This is a genomic window from Streptomonospora halophila (genome assembly GCF_039542725.1).
GTDB classification, from domain to species: Bacteria; Actinomycetota; Actinomycetes; order Streptosporangiales; family Streptosporangiaceae; genus Streptomonospora; species Streptomonospora halophila.
The window spans coordinates 66,427-81,993 of record NZ_BAABIK010000011.1; the positions used below are offsets into that span (position 1 = coordinate 66,427).

Here is a 15,567-nt window from a genome sequence, read left to right on the forward strand (position 1 = left end):
GGCCGGTCCGCTCCCCTCGCGGGCCGCTCGGCCGTGGGACCAGCCGAAGCAGACGAGAGCCGACAAGGAGGGCAGGTGGCCGGAGCGCGCGTCCTCCTCGACCAGTTCAGCCCTTACCGCAGCCGCCGCGTCATCGTCGAGCACGACTCCCGCACCACCTCCGCCTACCTCCTGGACGCCCGGGGCTCCATCCGCGTGCCGGTGTGGCTGGCCAACCACGGGATGGCTCCGGAGACCAGCGATCCCGAGGGCCTCTACCGCGGGCAGGCGCCGCTGATGCCCGCCGCGCAGACCAAGCACCCCCAGGGCCGCGCCCCCTTCGACGAGTCCGCGCTGCGCGCCGTCTGGTTCGAGGAGGGCGACGGTGTGGCCCTGCTCGACGACGACGGCCTTCTGGCGATCATCCCGGGCTGGGCCGAGGCCGACAGCGGCCTGCCCGGCTACGCCCGCGAGGCCATCGGCCGCAGCCCCTACGCCTGGGCGCTGGACCCGGTGGCCGAGCAGCTGTGGCCCCGGGTGGTGCACGCCGAGGCCTACTGGGACTGGCGGGCCGCCCCCAACGCCTGGCGCAGCGTCCAGCGCACGGTCTTCAACCACCTCACCCGCACCGTCGGACCCGCCGGGCACTACTGGGACGTCTCCGACGGCCACGCCCCGCTGATCCGGGTCTCCGAGCGCCCGCCGACCGACGACCGGCCCTACACGGTCCTGAGCACCGTGGGCATGTGCGGGCAGCGCATGCCCACGCTGGACCGCTACATGGCCGACACCTCCGCCTACGCCCGCATCGAGCTGGCGCTGGCCACCACCACACAGGCCCACGTGGCCGCCCGGATCTTCCGCTGGATCGGGGCCTTCCCCTGGCGGGCGGTGACCTGGTTCGGCACCGGGCACAGCGTGAAGTGGCTGGACAACCCGGAGGACACCGCCATGCGCGGCGGCAGCGCGGCTGTTCTGCTGGTGGCCGACCCGGCCCCGCTGAGCGGGCCCTCCGGTCAGCTGCCCCCCGACATCTCCGGGCTCACCTTCCACGGCGACCCGGTCACGTGGCTGTGGATCGTCCCGATCACGCGGCCCGAGCACCTCTTCGCCAAGGAGCACGACTCCGCCACGCTGATCGACAAGCTCGCCGCCGAGGGCCGCAGCTGGATCCTGGGGTGACCGGGGGACCGGGACGGCCCGCTCGGCGACGGCGCGGGGTCAGGCGGTCCAGCGCTGCGCGACGACCTCGTCGATCAGGTCGGAGACCGCGTTGTAGGTGTGCGTCTGGTTGAACTCCGCGGCTCCGGCCCCGAGCGCGAAGGGGGCCACGTCGGCGTCGCTCAGGGCCACTTCGTAGCCGTGCGCGGTGGTGATGCGGTGGAGACGGCCCTCGGGCGTGTCCTCGGTGCTGTGGTAGTCGATGATCTTCAGCCCGGCCAGATCCATCAGGATCCGGCCGAGCGTGTCCCGCGGCGGCCAGGATTCCATGGGCTCTCCTCGCTTCGTCCTGGCACCAGCGTGCCAGGACCGGCGCCGCGGAGTCGGCCACTCGGCGCAATCTCCCCCCGGCTTCCGCCGGACGGCGGCCCGCGGTCGCCGCCCGCCCGGCCGGCCGCCCGGTCAACCGCCAAACAACTCTTTGACGGTTGACCGGGAACCGCCTAGTGTGACCGCCATGTCCCCGCCCTCCGACTCCCCCGACCTCGCCGGCCTGCGGCTGCTCGCGCACCCGCTCCGCCTGCGGCTGCTGTCGCTGCTCACCGCCCAGGCGATGAGCGCGGCCGAGGCCGCCCGCGAACTGGGCGAGTCCCAGGCCAACGTCAGCTACCACCTGCGCCGCCTGCACGGCGGTGGACTGCTGGAGGTCGCCGAGGAGGTACGGGTCTCGGGCGGGCGCGCGCGCCGGTACCGGCACGACCCCGCGAGCGGGCCGTCCGCGCTGGCCGCGGGCCCGGCCGCGACCGGCGTCGACCACCGGGCCGTCGTGGCCGCGCTGGCCGCCGAGCTCCAGCGCCGTGCGGCGCGGCGCCGCGCGGACGACCGCGGCCACATCACCGATGCCGAGGTCTGGGTCGACCCCGGGGAATGGCACCGCATCGTCGAGGCCGTCTCCGGCGCAGCCGACCGCCTGCACGCTGCGGCCCGCCCTCCGCACACCCCCGGCACGGTCCCCACCAGCACCACCCTGGCCATGTTCACCCTCGACGACAGCGGAGCCCGTGACGGCGGCGAGAGCTGTGGCAGCGGCGACGGCGGACACGGCGGCGGAAGCGCCGACGCCGGCGAGCGGCGGGGACGGTGAGCGCGGGCGACCCGCCGGCGCCGCGCACCGAGCGACCGCCCCGATCCGAGCAGGGCGTCCGCGCCCCACTCCGCTACCGGGACTTCCGCGGGCTGGCCGCCGGGCGCGGCCTGATGTACTTCGGCAACGCGCTGGCCACCGTCGCGCTGGCCTTCGCCGTGCTCGACCTCACGGGCTCCCCGGTCGACCTGGGGATCGTGCTGGGCGCCCGGTCGGTGGCGCTGGTCGTCTTCGCGCTGCTCGGCGGTGTCCTGGCCGACCGGCTGCCGCGCTCGGTCGTCCTGCAGGGCGCCTGCGCGCTGGCGGCGGCCTCGCAGGCGGCGATCGCCGCCGCCGTGCTGACCGGCACGGCGTCGGTCTCCCTGCTCGCCGCGCTCAGCCTGGTCAACGGCGGGGTGGCCGCCGTGGGCCTGCCCGCCGCGGTCTCACTGACCCCGCAGACCGTGCCCGCGCACCTGCTGCGCCAGGCCAACGCGGTGGCCCGCATGGGCATCATGCTCGGCATGGCCGTGGGCATGTCGGCCGGCGGCGGCGCGGTGGGACTCGTCGGCCCGGGCTGGACTCTGGCGGCCGACGCCGCGGTATTCGCCGCAGCGGGTGCGGCCTTCGGCTTCGTGCGGGTCGCCCCGCCCAGGGGCGGGGGCGGCAACCCGCTGCGCGAGCTCGCCGAGGGGTGGACCGAGTTCACCGCGCGGCCGTGGGTGTGGATCGTGGTGCTGCAGTTCATGGTGGTCAACGCGGCCTGGTCGGGCGGGGTGAAGGTGCTCGGCCCCGCCGTGGCCGACGCCACGATCGGACGCGGGCTGTGGGGCGTCGTCCTCTCCGCGGAGACCTTCGGCGCCCTGGCCGGCGGTCTGCTGGCGGCGCGCTGGCAGCCCCGCCGGGCGCTGCTGTTGGGGGTGTCACTGGTCGCGCTGGACGCCCTGCCGCTGCTGACGTTGGGCTACGCGCCCACGGTGCCGTTCCTGCTGCCCGCGATGTTCCTCACCGGCGTCGCGCTGGAGCAGTTCGGCGTGGCCTGGGAGGTGTCGCTGCAGCAGAACATCCCGCCGGAGAAGCTGGCGCGGGTCTACTCCTACGACGCGCTGGGATCCTTCGTCGCCCTGCCGCTCGGCGAGACCGCTGCGGGACCGCTCGCGGCGCTGGTGGGGATCCGGCCGACGCTGGGGGGCGGCGCGGCCCTGATCGTGCTCGCCTGCCTCGCCGCGCTCAGCGTGCCGGGAGTACGCAGGCTCACGACCCGGTGAGCCGAGGGCGACCCCGGCCGCGCGGCCCGCATACGCCGGGCCGCCCCGGGCCTCCCCCGCCGCCTACCAGGGCCTGACTGCCGGGTCGCCGTCCTCCTGCGCGGCGCCCCGGCACCACTCCCGCCGCGTTCTCGCCGGTCGGCAGGGCACCCGCCTGGCTCCCTCCTCGGCATCGCGAGAGCGGTACGGTCCCCATCGCAGCCCTCCGCCGGAAAAGACGGCGCTTCGCGCATCGGGCACGGGGCGCACCCGCGTGCGCCGCCGCTACCGGCGGACCGTCGAACACGCCTACGGCACCAGCAGGGTCAGCACGACCCAGGCGACCGGTCCGGCGATCAGCAGCGAGTCGACCCGGTCCAGCAGGCCGCCGTGGCCGGGCATGAACCGGCCCATGTCCTTCAGGCCGAGGTCCCGCTTGAGCAGCGACTCGATCAGGTCGCCCACCGTCGCCGCCAGGACGACGGCCACACCCAGCACGGCGCCGGCCCACACGGGGCCGTCCAGCATCAGCGCGACGGTCAGTCCGCCTGCCAGCATGCAGGCCAGCACCGAGCCGCCGAAGCCCTCCCAGGTCTTGTTCGGGCTGATCACCGGGGCCATCTTGTGCCGGCCCATCAGGATGCCGGCGAAGTACCCGCCGATGTCGCTGCTGATGGTGACGAGGATGAACGCGATCAGCCGCTCCTGGCCGTCGCCCGGCGTGGCGATCAGCAGCTGCCAGGTGCCCAGCAGGAAGGGGACGTAGAGGAGGGTGAGCAGGTTCGCGCCGGCGTCGCGGACGTAGCCCTCGGCTCCGTCGCGCAGCCGCCACGACAGCGCGGCGATGGCCGTCAGCGCCGTGGCGCCCACCAGCCACTCGGCGCCGCCGAAATAGGCGCACACCTGCATGGCGGCGCCGCCGAGCGCCAGCGGCCAGACCGCGAGCCGACCGCCCTTGGCGTCCAGGCCGCGGTTGAGCTCGCGCAGGCAGATGAGTGTGGCCGCGGCGGTGATGGCCACGAACCCGGCCGAGAAGGGGTAGATGGACAGCAGCACGAGCGCACCCAGCGCAACGCCGCTGGCGATGGCCAGCGGCAGGTTGCGGCCGGTGCGCACGGGTTCGCCGTCGGGCTTGTGCAGCACGAAGCGCTGCCGGGCGCCGTCGTCGCCCTCGGCGCCGAGGGCGGCGTCGCCGCCGTCCGGTGCCGACGCCTCGTCCGAGGCGCCCGCGCCGGAGCCCGCCCGCCCCTCAGGGCGCCCCGACCCGTCCTCGGGTTCCTCGGGCACACCGGGGCCGGTGGGCGGCGGATCGTGCCGCGCGCGGTCGTCGTCCTGCTCGGAACCGGGCTCGATGAACGTCACGGACTCTAGACCTCGAGCAGCTCGGTTTCCTTGTGCTTGAGCAGCTCGTCGATCTCCGCGACGTACTTGTGCGTGATCTCCTCCAGCTCCTCCTGCGCGCGGTGGCCCTCGTCCTCGCCGATGTCGCCGGCCTTCACGGCCTTGTCGAACGCGTCCTTGGCGTGGCGCCGGATGTTGCGGATGGAGACGCGGGCGTCCTCGGCCTTGCTGCGCACCACCTTGATGTACTCCTTGCGGCGCTCCTCGGACAGGTCCGGGAACACCACGCGGATGACGTTGCCGTCGTTGGCCGGGTTCACCCCGAGGTCGCTGTCGCGGATCGCCTTCTCGATCTGGCCCATCGAGGTCTTGTCGAACGGGGACACGACCACCATGCGCGGTTCGGGAACCGAGAACGACGCGAGCTGGTTGATCGGGGTCTGGGCGCCGTAGTACTCGGCCGTGATCTTGTTGAAGGTCGCCGGGCCCGGACGGCCCGTGCGGATCGCGGCGAAGTCCTCCTTGGCGACCACGACTGCCTTCTCCATCTTCTCCTCGGCCTCGAGGAGGGTCTCTTCGATCATTGGGGCTCCCGTGTGTCGCTTCAGTCCATCTGTCGGGCTGTCGGAGGTCGGCGCCGCGTCAGCTCTGGTCGGCCGTGCACACGATGGTGCCGATCTTCTCGCCCCGCACCGCCCGGACGATGTTGCCCTCGGCCATCAGGTCGAAGACGACGATGGGCAGGCCGTTGTCCATGCACAGGCTGACCGCGGTGGCGTCCATGACCTTCAGGCCGCGGGTCAGCACCTCGTTGTACTCCAGCCGGTCGAACTTGACCGCGTTGGGGTTGCGCTGCGGGTCGGAGTCGTAGACCCCGTCGACCTGGGTTCCCTTGAGCACCGCCTGCGCCCCGATCTCCAGGGCGCGCTGGGCGGCCGTGGTGTCGGTGGAGAAGAACGGCGCCCCCAGTCCGGCGCCGAAGATGACGACGCGGCCCTTCTCCAGGTGGCGGACCGCACGGCGCGGAATGTAGGCCTCCGCGACCTGGCTCATGTGGATGGCGGTCTGCACGCGGGTCTCGACGCCCTGGCGCTCCAGGAAGTCCTGCAGTGCCAGGCAGTTGATCACCGTGCCCAGCATCCCCATGTAGTCCGCCCGGCCGCGCTCCATCCCCCGTTCCGACATCGCGGCGCCGCGGAACATGTTGCCGCCGCCCACGACCACGGCGACCTCGATCCCTTCGGCCACGGCGGAGGCGATCGCCTCGGCCAGGTACTCGACGACGACAGCTTCGATCCCGAGGTCCTCACCGCCGGCGAACGCCTCGCCGGACAGTTTCAGTACGACGCGGTTCCACCCCGAGTCGTGCATCGCTGGGGCCTCCGCGGCGGTATGGCCTTCGGTCTCCGACACGGCGCTCGGCCTCCTTCTGGTTCCCCCGAGTGGTTATGCGAATGCGGGGTGGCCGGGCGTCCACCGGGCCGACCCCCGCCTGATCCACCGAAGGTGCCGGGGCGCGGCACGCCCCGACACCTCCATCATGTCAAACGGACTAGGACTGGCCGACCTTGAAGCGCACGAAGCGGCGAACGGTGACGCCGGCGGCGTCGACGATCTGCTGGACCGTCTTCTTGTTGTCCTTCACGAACGGCTGCGCGAGCAGCGTGGCGTCCTTGAAGTAGCCGTTCACCCGGCCCTCAATGATCTTGGGCAGCGCCTGCTCGGGCTTGCCCTCCTCGCGGGCGGTCGCCTCGGCGATGCGGCGCTCGTTGGCGACGGTCTCCTCGGGGACGTCGTCCTTGCTGACGTAGGACGGCGCGAGCGCGGCGATCTGCTGGGCAACGTCCTTGCCGACCTCGGCGTCCGCCTTGTCCAGCTCGACCAGCACGCCCATGGTCGGCGGCAGGTCGGGGTCGGACTTGTGCAGGTAGCTGGCGACGAAGGCGCCCTCGAACTTCGCGAAGCGGCGGAGCTCCAGCTTCTCGCCGATGACGGCGCTGCGCTCCTCGACGACGGTCTGCACGGTCTTGCCGTCGGAGAACTCGCTGTTGGCCAGCGCGGCGAGGTCGTCGACGTCGTTGGCGGCGGCGAAGCCGGCGATTTCGGAGGCAAGCTCCTGGAACTGCTCGTTCTTGGCGACGAAGTCGGTCTCGCAGCCCAGCTCGACGAGCACGGCCGAGGCGTCGTCGTCCTGCTTGAGCACGACCAGGCCGTTGTCGGCGGAGCGCTCCGCGCGCTTGCCGACGGCCTTGGCGCCCTTGACGCGCAGGAACTCGACGGCCTTGTCGAAGTCGCCGTCGCTGTCCTCCAGCGCCTTCTTGCAGTCCATCATGCCCGCGCCGGTCTGGTCGCGGAGTTTCTTCACGTCGGCGGCGGTGTAGTTCGCCATGGCGTTTCTCTAATCCCTCGGTGTGGGTCGACGGGTCTCACGGGAGCCGGGCCGCGCGGCCCGGCGTGGCTCCCCGCGCCCGGTGGGGCGGCGGGGAGCCGCAATCGCCTGAAGGGCTCAGGCTTCCTTCGAGCCCTCGGCCTCGGCCTCGGCGGCGGTCGCCTCGGCGACGGGGGCCTCGGCGGGCTGCTCCGGGGCGGCCTCGGCAGCCGGGGTCTCCGCCGCGGGCACCTCGGCGGGCTGCTCCGGAGCGGCCTCGGCGGCCGGGGCCTCAGCGGCCTGCTCCGGGGCGGCCTCGGCAGCCGGGGTCTCGGCGACCGGGGTCTCGGCCGTGGCCTCGCCCTTCTCCAGCAGCTCGCGTTCCCACTCGGCCAGCGGCTCCTCGCCGGACTTCTCGGCACCGGCCGAGGCGGAAGCGCCCGACCGGACGAGCAGGCCGTCGGCGACGGCGTCGGCGACGACGCGGGTGAGCAGGCTGACGCTGCGGATGGCGTCGTCGTTGCCCGGGATCGGGTAGTCGACCTCGTCGGGGTCGCAGTTGGTGTCCAGGATCGCGACGACCGGGATGTTCAGCTTCCGGGCCTCGCTGATCGCGATGTGCTCCTTCTTGGTGTCCACGATCCACACCGCGCTGGGCACGCGGGCCATGTCGCGGATACCGCCGAGGGTGCGCTCCAGCTTCTCCTTCTCACGGCGCAGCCCGAGCAGCTCCTTCTTGGTGAGCCCGGAGGCGGCCACGTCGTCGAAGTCGATCTCCTCCAGCTCCTTCAGGCGCTGGAGCCGCTTGTGGACGGTGGAGAAGTTCGTGAGCATGCCGCCCAGCCAGCGCTGGTTGACGAAAGGCATCCCGACACGGCGGGCCTGCTCGTCGATGGCCTCCTGCGCCTGCTTCTTGGTGCCGACGAAGAGGATGGTGCCGCCGTGGGCCACCGTCTCCTTGACGAACTCGTAGGCGCGGTCGATGTAGGCCAGCGACTTCTGCAGGTCGATGATGTAGATGCCGTTGCGCTCGGTGAAGATGAAGCGCTTCATCTTCGGGTTCCAGCGCCGCGTCTGGTGCCCGAAGTGCACACCGCTTTCCAGCAGCTGCCGGATGGTCACGACTGTGGCCATGACTCGGTCCTCCTCGTACGGCGGGTCTTTCCCGCCCCGGTTGTTCCTGACGCCCCGACCGCTCCGCCGCACCGCCGCTAGGGGTGCGGACCGTGAGAGCGGCCCCTTGCCGGGAAGGCACGGAGGCGTGCGTATTGGTCGGCTCGTATCGAGCCTCATGGAATTCTAGCCGCCCTCGGGGTGCGTCGGGGCCTATCGGCGGCCCTCGCCGGTGTCAAGGACCGCCGAGCGTCCGGATCCCGCCGAGGCGGCGCTTCTTCCACAGGCTCAAGAGCGGCCTGGCGGGGCGGGGGCGGGCGCGCCAGGCTGGGTAGATGCCGTCGTCGCGTCTTTTCCTGGCCCGCCGTCCGGCCCGCGCCCTGGCCGTCGGACTGGCGGCGCTCGTCCTGGTGCCCCTGGGGGCTGCGGCTCCCGCTCAGGCGCTGGAGAGCCCCTGGCAGCGTCCGCTTGGGGGGCCGGTGCGCGTGCTGCGGGACTTCGACCCCCCGGCCCGGCCATGGCTGCCCGGCCACCGGGGCGTCGACCTCGCGGCCGATCCCGGCGCCGAGGTCCGCGCGACCGGCGGCGGCCGCGTCGCGTTCGCGGGCCGCGTGGCGGGCACCGGCGTGGTCAGCGTCGACCACGGCGGTCTGCGCACCACCTACCTGCCGGTGGTGCCGCGGGTCGAGCCGGGCACGCGGGTGGCGGCGGGGCAGGTGGTCGCGTCCGTCGCCGGGGCCGGGCGGCACTGCGGCACACGGCACTGCCTGCACTGGGGGCTGCGCAGCGGCGACGCCTACCTCGACCCCCTCGCGCCGCTGGGAGCCGGGCGGATGCGCCTGCTGCCCGGTCCCGCTCCCCGGCGCAACGGGAGGCCGGGGCGGGGCCGGTGCGGCGTTGGGTCGTGGCGAGAGGGGAGCACGGGGCGGGACCGGCGCCACGCGGAGCCGGAGGGCTGGGGGCGGGGGCGGAGGGGACGCGCGCACCGCGCTCACGCCCTGGGATGCGCCTGGTTATAGGTGTTCATCAGGCGCTCGATCGAGACGTGTGTGTAGATCTGGGTGCTCGACAGCGAGGCATGGCCGAGGATCTCCTGCACGCTGCGCAGGTCGGCTCCGCCGTTGAGCAGGTGGGTGGCGGCGCTGTGGCGCAGCCCGTGCGGGGCGGAGTCGGTGCCGTGTGCCTGCAGGTAGGCGTGCACGTCACGGCGGGCCGACCTGGTGCCCAGCCGCCCGCCGCGCGCCCCGAGGAACAGGGCCGGGCCGCTCGCCGGCACGGTCAGCGGCGGGCGGCCCTCCAGCAGCCAGGCGCCCACCGCCTCCAGAGCGGGCACCCCCACCGGCACCACACGCTCCTTGCCGCCCTTACCCAGCACCCGCAGCGTGTGGCGCTCCCGGTCGACGTCGTCGACGTCGAGAGCGCACAGCTCGGCCACGCGGATGCCCGTGGCGTAGAGGACCTCGACCACCGTGCGGCGCCGCAGCGCGACGGGATCGGAGGCGGAGGCGGGACGGGTGTCGGGGGTGGAGCCGGGGTCAGGGCGGGTGCCGGAGTGGGAGGCCGGGGCGGCTTTCGGGTCGCGCTGGGGGGCGGGCTCCGGAGTCGGGCCGGGGCCGGGGGCGAGAGCGGCGGCGGTCTCGCGCTCGCTGAGGACGTCGGGCAGTGACCGATGCGGTCGCGGCGCGGCAAGCTGCGGGCCGGGGTCGTGGGCGATCCTGCCGCTGCGGTGCAGGAACGCGGTGAACACACGAGCGGCGGCGACCCGCCGCGCCATGGTCGAGCGTTCCGCGCCCCCGTCGCGCATCCGGGCCAGCCAGCCGCGCAGCGCGGCGAGGTCGAGGCCGTCGAGCCCGCGCCCGGTGTCGTCGAGGTAGCCCAGCAGCGCGCGGGCGTCGCCGAGGTAGGCGCGCACGGTGTGCGGCGACCTGTCGACCGCGAGATGGCCGCGCAGGTCCTCGATCAGCTCCCGCCGCTCGGCCGACTCGGCGGCTCCCCTGGACCCGGTGGGCCCGGTGTGCCCGGTGGACTGGCTGGAGCCGGTGGAGCCGGTGGGCCGGGTGGGGCCGGCGGAATCGGCGCTCACCGCGCCTCAGCCCCCCGCCCGCGCGGCAGCACGGCGACGGCGTCGACCTCGATCAGGAACCGGGAGTCCACCAGCCCGCTGACCTCGACGAGGGTGCTCGCGGGGCGGGGCTCGTGGACCAGGTACGTGTCGACCGCCCTCCGCACGTCGTCGAGGTCGGCCATATGGCGCAGGTAGTAGGTGAGCTTGACCAGGTGCCGCATGTCCGCCCCATGCTCGGCCAGAGCGGAGTCGACGTTGCGCAGCGCCTGCCGGGTCTGCGCGAGCGCGTCGCCGACGGCGACCATCCCGTCGGCGTCCATCGGCGCCTGCCCCGCGACGAACACCAGCGGCCCGTCGGCCACAAGGGCGTCGCTGTACCTCTGCGCCATCGTGTTCCCCCTCTCCACCACTGCGGACGCTGTCAGCGCCAACCTGGAACACCCGGCCCCCTCACCGCAACCCTTTTACCCGGGGAGGCCGGATTACCCGAGCACGCCACGTTCCCCGGGGAGGCCGGATTCCCCGGGGGCGCCACGTCCCCCGGGAAGGCCGGATTCCCCGAGGAGGCCGAGAGGCGAGAGTGGTGCCCGGCAAGCCCGCGATCACCGGATCGGACACCCGGGCGTTGCGCACCCGACGGGGCAGCGAGGGCGGTGAACGGCCAAGCCCAGCGCCCACCGGTCCTGGTGCCTTCTGGCTGGGCACCCGACGAGGGCAGCGATGGCAGCACAGGCACCGGCACGCGATCACCGGAAAGCGTGCCTGCCGGTAGCGCACCCGACGAAGCAGCGACGACCGCGGACGGCTGAGCCCAGCGCCCATCGGTCCGGCAGATCATCCGCTGGGCACGCGACGTGAGCGGCGACGGCAGCACGGGCACCGGCATGCGAACACCGGATCGGGCACCCGGGGATGCGCGTCCGACGAAGCAGCGAGGGCGGCGGACGATTGAGCCCGGCGCCCATCGGTCCCGGAGATCATCCGCTAGGCATGCGACGTCGGCAGCGACGACAGCACCGGCACGGCGCGCAATCACCGGAAAGCATGCCCACCGGATGAGCCCCCGACGAGGACGGCGACGGGCGCTCAGCCAGCAGGGCCAGGACCGATCGGCGTTGGGCTCCGCCATCCGCCGCGCTCGCCGCCCCGTTCGTTGCCCAGCCGACGGCCATCAGGACCGATGGGCGCCGGGCTTAACCGACCGCCGTCCTCACCGCCCCGCCGGGCGCGCAACCGACAGGCACCCTTTCCGGCGACCGAATGCCGGACCCCGTGCTGCCATCGCCCCCCACGTCGCACGCCTAACCAAAGATCTCCCGACCGACGACCGCCGGGCTCCGCCATCCACCGCCCTCGCCGCCCCGTCCGTTGCCCAGCCGACGGCCATCAGGACCGGTGACCGTCCAGCCCAACCCCCACCGCCCTCGCCGCCCTTGCTCTGGCCACAACGAACGGACACCCGATCCGCCAACTACCAGCCCCCGACCACCCCAACCGACCGACTGGCAGCCCTCAATCCCAACCCCAGCCTGCAACCCCAACCTTCACCCCCGATCAAGCGCCCCTCTCCCCCGATCCCCGTCCCCACCCCTCCCGGGTCTCGGTTGTCCACAGGTCGGAAATCGGCGTGGATCGGCGGCGGCAGACTGCTCAGGCTGTGAGCATGAGCTCCTTCCGCCGCTCCGTGCGCCCCGCCCCTCGACGCGACCGTGTCCACGCTCCCTCCGCGCCGTCCACCATCCCGGGCGGGTACAGATCCGCGCTCGGCACCCGAGGCGAAGACGTGGCGGCGGCCTACCTGGCACGCGGCGGGCTGCGCATTCTCGCGCGCAACTGGCGCTGCGCCGAGGGCGAGATCGACATCGTGGCCGGCCAGGGCGCCACCATCGTCGTCGCCGAGGTCAAGACCCGCACCGGTCTGCGATTCGGGTCGCCGCTGGAGGCGGTCACCGAACCCAAGAGGCTGCGGCTGCGCAGGCTGGCGCGGCGGTGGGCCGCCGCCCACCGGGCGGCGAGCAGGCCCCTGCGAATCGACGTCGTCTGCGTCCTCGTCCTGCCCGGCGACCGGGTCTACGTCCGCCACCACCAGGGGGTGGCGTGATGGCGCTCGCCCGCACGCGCTCCATGGCCCTGATCGGCGTGGACGGCCACATCATCGAGATCGAGGCCCACCTCGGCGACGGCCCCGCGGGACTCACCCTCGTCGGCCTGCCCGACACCGCACTGCGCGAAGCGCGCGACCGGATCCGGGCGGCCGTGGTCAACTCCGGCGAGCACTGGCCGGAAGGGCACATCACCGTCAGCCTGTCGCCGGCCAGCCTGCCCAAGCGCGGCAGCGGCTTCGACCTCGCGATCGCCGCCGCCGTCCTGGCGGCCGAGGGCGCCGTGCCGCCGATGTCGCTGCGCACCGCCGTCGTGCTGGCCGAGCTCGCGCTCGACGGCCGCACGCGTCCGGTCAGCGGCGTGCTTCCCGCGGTCCTGGCCGGTGTCCGCTGCGGTCACACCACCTTCGTCGTGGCGCGCGGCAACGCCGCTGAGGCCGCGCTGGTGCCCGGCGTGTCGGTGATGGCGGTCGCCTCGCTGGGCGAGCTGCTCGCGCGGCTGCGCGGCGAGCCCGTCGCCGAGGAGCTTCCCGGCGACGACGGCTCCGAGCCGGAGGAGCGGACCGAGGAAACCGACTCCTCCGCAGGCGCTCGCAAGCCCGACCTCTCCGACGTCCTCGGCCAGCCGGTCGCCCGCCGCGCGCTGGAGATCGCCGCGGCCGGCGGCCACCACCTGATGATGGTCGGTCCGCCCGGCACCGGCAAGAGCCTGCTCGCCGAACGCCTGCCCACCGTCCTGCCCCGACTCGCCTCGGAAGAGTCCATCGAGGTCACCGCGGTCCACTCCGTGGCGGGAACCCTGCCGGACCGGTCGCCGCTGATCGTCGATCCGCCGTTCTGCGCACCCCACCACACCGCCACCCGAGCCGCGATCGTCGGCGGAGGCAGCACCCGGTTGCGCCCCGGGTGCGTCTCGCTGGCCCACCGCGGCGCACTGTTCCTCGACGAAGCGCCCGAGTTCGCTCGCGGCGTCCTCGACTCGCTCCGCCAACCGTTGGAGAGCGGCGAGGTCGTCGTCGCGCGCTCGGCCGCCACTGTGCGATTCCCCGCGCGGTTCCTGCTGGTGCTCGCCGCCAACCCGTGCCCCTGCGGCAAGTCCGGAACCGCCTGCACCTGCACGTCCGTCCAGCGCCGCCGCTACCTGGCCCGGCTGTCCGGGCCGCTGCTCGACCGGCTCGACCTCAAGGTCGAGCTCCAACCCGTCGCCCACGCCGAACTGCTCGCCGACCGCGCCTACGCCGAGTCCTCGGCCACCGTCGCGCAACGGGTCGCCCGTGCCCGCGAACGCTCCGCCGCACGCCTGTCGGGCACGCCGTGGAGCACCAACGCGGAGGTTCCGGGCGCCGAACTCCGACGGCACTTCCCCGTCCCTCCCGATGCCCTGCGCATCCTCGCGGCCGCCCTTGAGCGCGGCGAGATCAGCGCCCGCGGGCTCGACCGCGCGCTGCGCGTCGCGTGGACCGTCGCCGACCTCGCCGACCGCCCCGAACCCACGGCGGAGGACACCGCCTACGCCTACGCCCTGTGGACCGGCCGCGTCCAGTGAGTCGATCGGCGCAGCCGGCCTCCCATCACGGCCCATCCGCTTCGCGGCCCATCCGCGCCCGCCTGCGCCCGAACACCGTGCGCCCGCGCATCCATCCGCCCGAAGGGAGGAAGGCGGCGTTCGACCGACCGCGACGGCGCCGCCACGCCCATGACCTGTTCCGATCCCTCGTCCGCACCCGAACCCGGGGAGTACGAACCGCCTTCGGAGTCCGGTCCGCGCCCGGGCCCCGTCGGAGACGACGCCACCGCACGGGCGTGCCTGACCGCCGTGGCCGATCCCGGCGACACCGCCATGGGCGCACTGCTCGACGAACACGGCGCCGCCGCGGTCTGGCAGGCGCTGCGCGATGGAGAGACACCTCAGCCGCCGCCCGGTGCCCGCCCCGACACCGTCGCCCGGCGGGCGGCGCGCTGGCGCGACCGTGCGGCGCGGATCGACCCCGACGCCCTGCTGGCCACCACGGCCGAACTCGGCAGCCGACTGATCGTTCCGGGCGATCCCGGCTGGCCCACCCAGCTCGACCAGCTCGGGCGGCGCCGCCCCTACGCGCTGTGGGTCCGCGGCGCCCACGACCTGCGGCACGCGTGCCTGCGCTCGGTCGCAGTGGTCGGAGCGCGCGCAGCGTCGGCCTACGGCACCCACGTGGCGGGCGAGCTCGCGTGGGGCCTGGGCCAACGCTCGTGGGCGGTCGTGTCCGGGGGCGCCTACGGCATCGACTCCGCGGCCCATCGCGGCACTCTCGCCGCCGCCGCGTCCGCGGTTGCCGTTCTCGCCTGCGGCCTCGACCTCTCCTATCCGCGCGGCAACGAGGCGCTGTTCGCCGACATCGCCGCGCGCGGCGCGCTCGTCAGCGAGCACCCGCCCGGGACCCCGCCCAGCAAGCACGGGTTCCTCGTGCGCAACAGGATCATCGCCGCGCTCACCCCCGGCACGGTGGTCGTCGAGGCGGGCCTGCGCAGCGGCGCTCTCAACACCGCGCGCCACGGGCAGGACCTGCATCGGACCGTCATGGCCGTGCCGGGTCCGGTCACCTCGGCCCTGTCGGCGGGTTGCCACCGGCTGCTCCGCGACGGCGCCGCCGTCTGCGTCACCGGCACCGACGACGTGGTGGAGCAGGTGGGCAGGATCGGCGCCGACCTGCGCTCCGAGGAGGGCGGTACCGCGCTCGACCGCGACTCCCTCGACGCCACCGCCCGCCGGGTCCTCGACGCGGTTCCCGATCGCGCCTGCGCAGGGACGGCCTCCGTCGCCGAGGCGGCGGACCTCGGCCTCGACGCCGCCCTGAGCAGTCTGGGTCTGCTGGCCGCGGCAGGGTTCGTCGAACGCGGCCCGTCAGGCTGGCGCACCACGACCGGACGCGGTCCCGGACGCGGATAGTGGCGCTGCTTCGGGCTTCGGCCACCGGGCTTCGGCCACCGGGCTTCGGCCTCCGCGCTCCGGCTTTGCTTCCGGCCACCGGCCTCGGGGGCCGACCACGGCCGCGCATCGTCCGCGCCGCCGCCCGATGCCTCTCGCGGGA

At 74.0% G+C, this 15,567-nt stretch carries 15 protein-coding genes; 7 read left to right on the plus strand and 8 right to left on the minus strand.

The genetic code is table 11. The features are described from left to right. Window positions 1–75 precede the first annotated feature (75 nt). The gene (locus ABEA15_RS11325; RefSeq protein WP_344142222.1) at window positions 76–1,161 is read left to right on the plus strand and encodes a suppressor of fused domain protein; all 1,086 of its coding nucleotides are present in this window, start codon (window positions 76–78) and stop codon (window positions 1,159–1,161) included. A 39-nt stretch (window positions 1,162–1,200) separates the two neighbouring features. On the opposite strand, the gene ABEA15_RS11330 is transcribed toward ABEA15_RS11325, so the two are convergent. Further along, on the minus strand, window positions 1,201–1,470 hold the full coding sequence (locus ABEA15_RS11330) for a hypothetical protein (RefSeq protein WP_344142223.1): 270 nt from the start codon (window positions 1,468–1,470) through the stop codon (window positions 1,201–1,203). 187 nt (window positions 1,471–1,657) lie between these two features. Between ABEA15_RS11330 and ABEA15_RS11335 the strand changes: the two genes are divergently transcribed. Then, window positions 1,658–2,284, plus strand: a complete 627-nt coding sequence (locus ABEA15_RS11335) for a helix-turn-helix domain-containing protein (RefSeq protein ID WP_345556608.1) — start codon at window positions 1,658–1,660, stop codon at window positions 2,282–2,284. Further along, window positions 2,281–3,531: an MFS transporter gene (locus tag ABEA15_RS11340; RefSeq protein WP_345556609.1), complete on the plus strand. Its 1,251-nt coding sequence runs from the start codon at window positions 2,281–2,283 to the stop codon at window positions 3,529–3,531. Before ABEA15_RS11335 ends, ABEA15_RS11340 begins: the two co-directional genes overlap by 4 nt. 288 nt (window positions 3,532–3,819) lie before the next feature. Here ABEA15_RS11340 and ABEA15_RS11345 read toward each other — a convergent pair whose 3' ends face one another. The 5 genes from ABEA15_RS11345 to rpsB form a co-directional block, all read right to left on the minus strand. Continuing rightward, entirely contained in the window at window positions 3,820–4,653 is an 834-nt protein-coding gene (locus tag ABEA15_RS11345) for a phosphatidate cytidylyltransferase (RefSeq protein ID WP_344142442.1), read from the minus strand. A 224-nt stretch (window positions 4,654–4,877) separates the two neighbouring features. Further along, entirely contained in the window at window positions 4,878–5,435 is a 558-nt protein-coding gene (frr, locus tag ABEA15_RS11350) for a ribosome recycling factor (RefSeq protein WP_344142229.1), read from the minus strand. 58 nt (window positions 5,436–5,493) lie between these two features. After that, window positions 5,494–6,222, minus strand: a complete 729-nt coding sequence (gene pyrH, locus ABEA15_RS11355) for a UMP kinase (RefSeq protein ID WP_344142443.1) — start codon at window positions 6,220–6,222, stop codon at window positions 5,494–5,496. Between the two features lie 181 nt (window positions 6,223–6,403). Continuing rightward, window positions 6,404–7,240, minus strand: coding sequence for a translation elongation factor Ts (gene tsf / locus ABEA15_RS11360; RefSeq protein WP_344142231.1), 837 nt, complete (start codon window positions 7,238–7,240; stop codon window positions 6,404–6,406). Window positions 7,241–7,357: 117 nt separating this feature from the next. Continuing rightward, complete coding sequence (gene rpsB, locus ABEA15_RS11365; RefSeq protein ID WP_345556610.1) at window positions 7,358–8,353, minus strand: 30S ribosomal protein S2; 996 nt, start codon at window positions 8,351–8,353, stop codon at window positions 7,358–7,360. 314 nt (window positions 8,354–8,667) lie between these two features. Here rpsB and ABEA15_RS11370 point away from each other — a divergent pair, with 314 nt between their 5' ends. After that, on the plus strand, window positions 8,668–9,351 hold the full coding sequence (locus ABEA15_RS11370; protein WP_345556611.1) for a murein hydrolase activator EnvC family protein: 684 nt from the start codon (window positions 8,668–8,670) through the stop codon (window positions 9,349–9,351). On the opposite strand, the gene ABEA15_RS11375 is transcribed toward ABEA15_RS11370, so the two are convergent. Further along, window positions 9,324–10,295 carry a tyrosine recombinase XerC gene (locus ABEA15_RS11375; RefSeq protein ID WP_345556657.1) on the minus strand — a complete coding sequence of 324 codons (972 nt, stop codon included), beginning with the start codon at window positions 10,293–10,295 and terminating at the stop codon, window positions 9,324–9,326. The genes ABEA15_RS11370 and ABEA15_RS11375 overlap by 28 nt on opposite strands. 116 nt (window positions 10,296–10,411) lie before the next feature. Continuing rightward, the gene (locus ABEA15_RS11380; RefSeq protein WP_345556612.1) at window positions 10,412–10,786 is read right to left on the minus strand and encodes a RidA family protein; all 375 of its coding nucleotides are present in this window, start codon (window positions 10,784–10,786) and stop codon (window positions 10,412–10,414) included. A 1,349-nt stretch (window positions 10,787–12,135) separates the two neighbouring features. Between ABEA15_RS11380 and ABEA15_RS11385 the strand changes: the two genes are divergently transcribed. The 3 genes from ABEA15_RS11385 (at window position 12,136) to dprA (ending at window position 15,425) form a co-directional block, all read left to right on the plus strand. Next, window positions 12,136–12,498 carry a YraN family protein gene (locus tag ABEA15_RS11385; protein ID WP_344142445.1) on the plus strand — a complete coding sequence of 121 codons (363 nt, stop codon included), beginning with the start codon at window positions 12,136–12,138 and terminating at the stop codon, window positions 12,496–12,498. After that, window positions 12,498–14,045, plus strand: coding sequence for a YifB family Mg chelatase-like AAA ATPase (locus ABEA15_RS11390; RefSeq protein WP_345556613.1), 1,548 nt, complete (start codon window positions 12,498–12,500; stop codon window positions 14,043–14,045). The genes ABEA15_RS11385 and ABEA15_RS11390 overlap by 1 nt, the downstream gene beginning before the upstream one ends. Window positions 14,046–14,195: 150 nt before the next feature. Next, on the plus strand, window positions 14,196–15,425 hold the full coding sequence (dprA, locus tag ABEA15_RS11395; RefSeq protein ID WP_425579382.1) for a DNA-processing protein DprA: 1,230 nt from the start codon (window positions 14,196–14,198) through the stop codon (window positions 15,423–15,425). Window positions 15,426–15,567 lie beyond the last annotated feature (142 nt).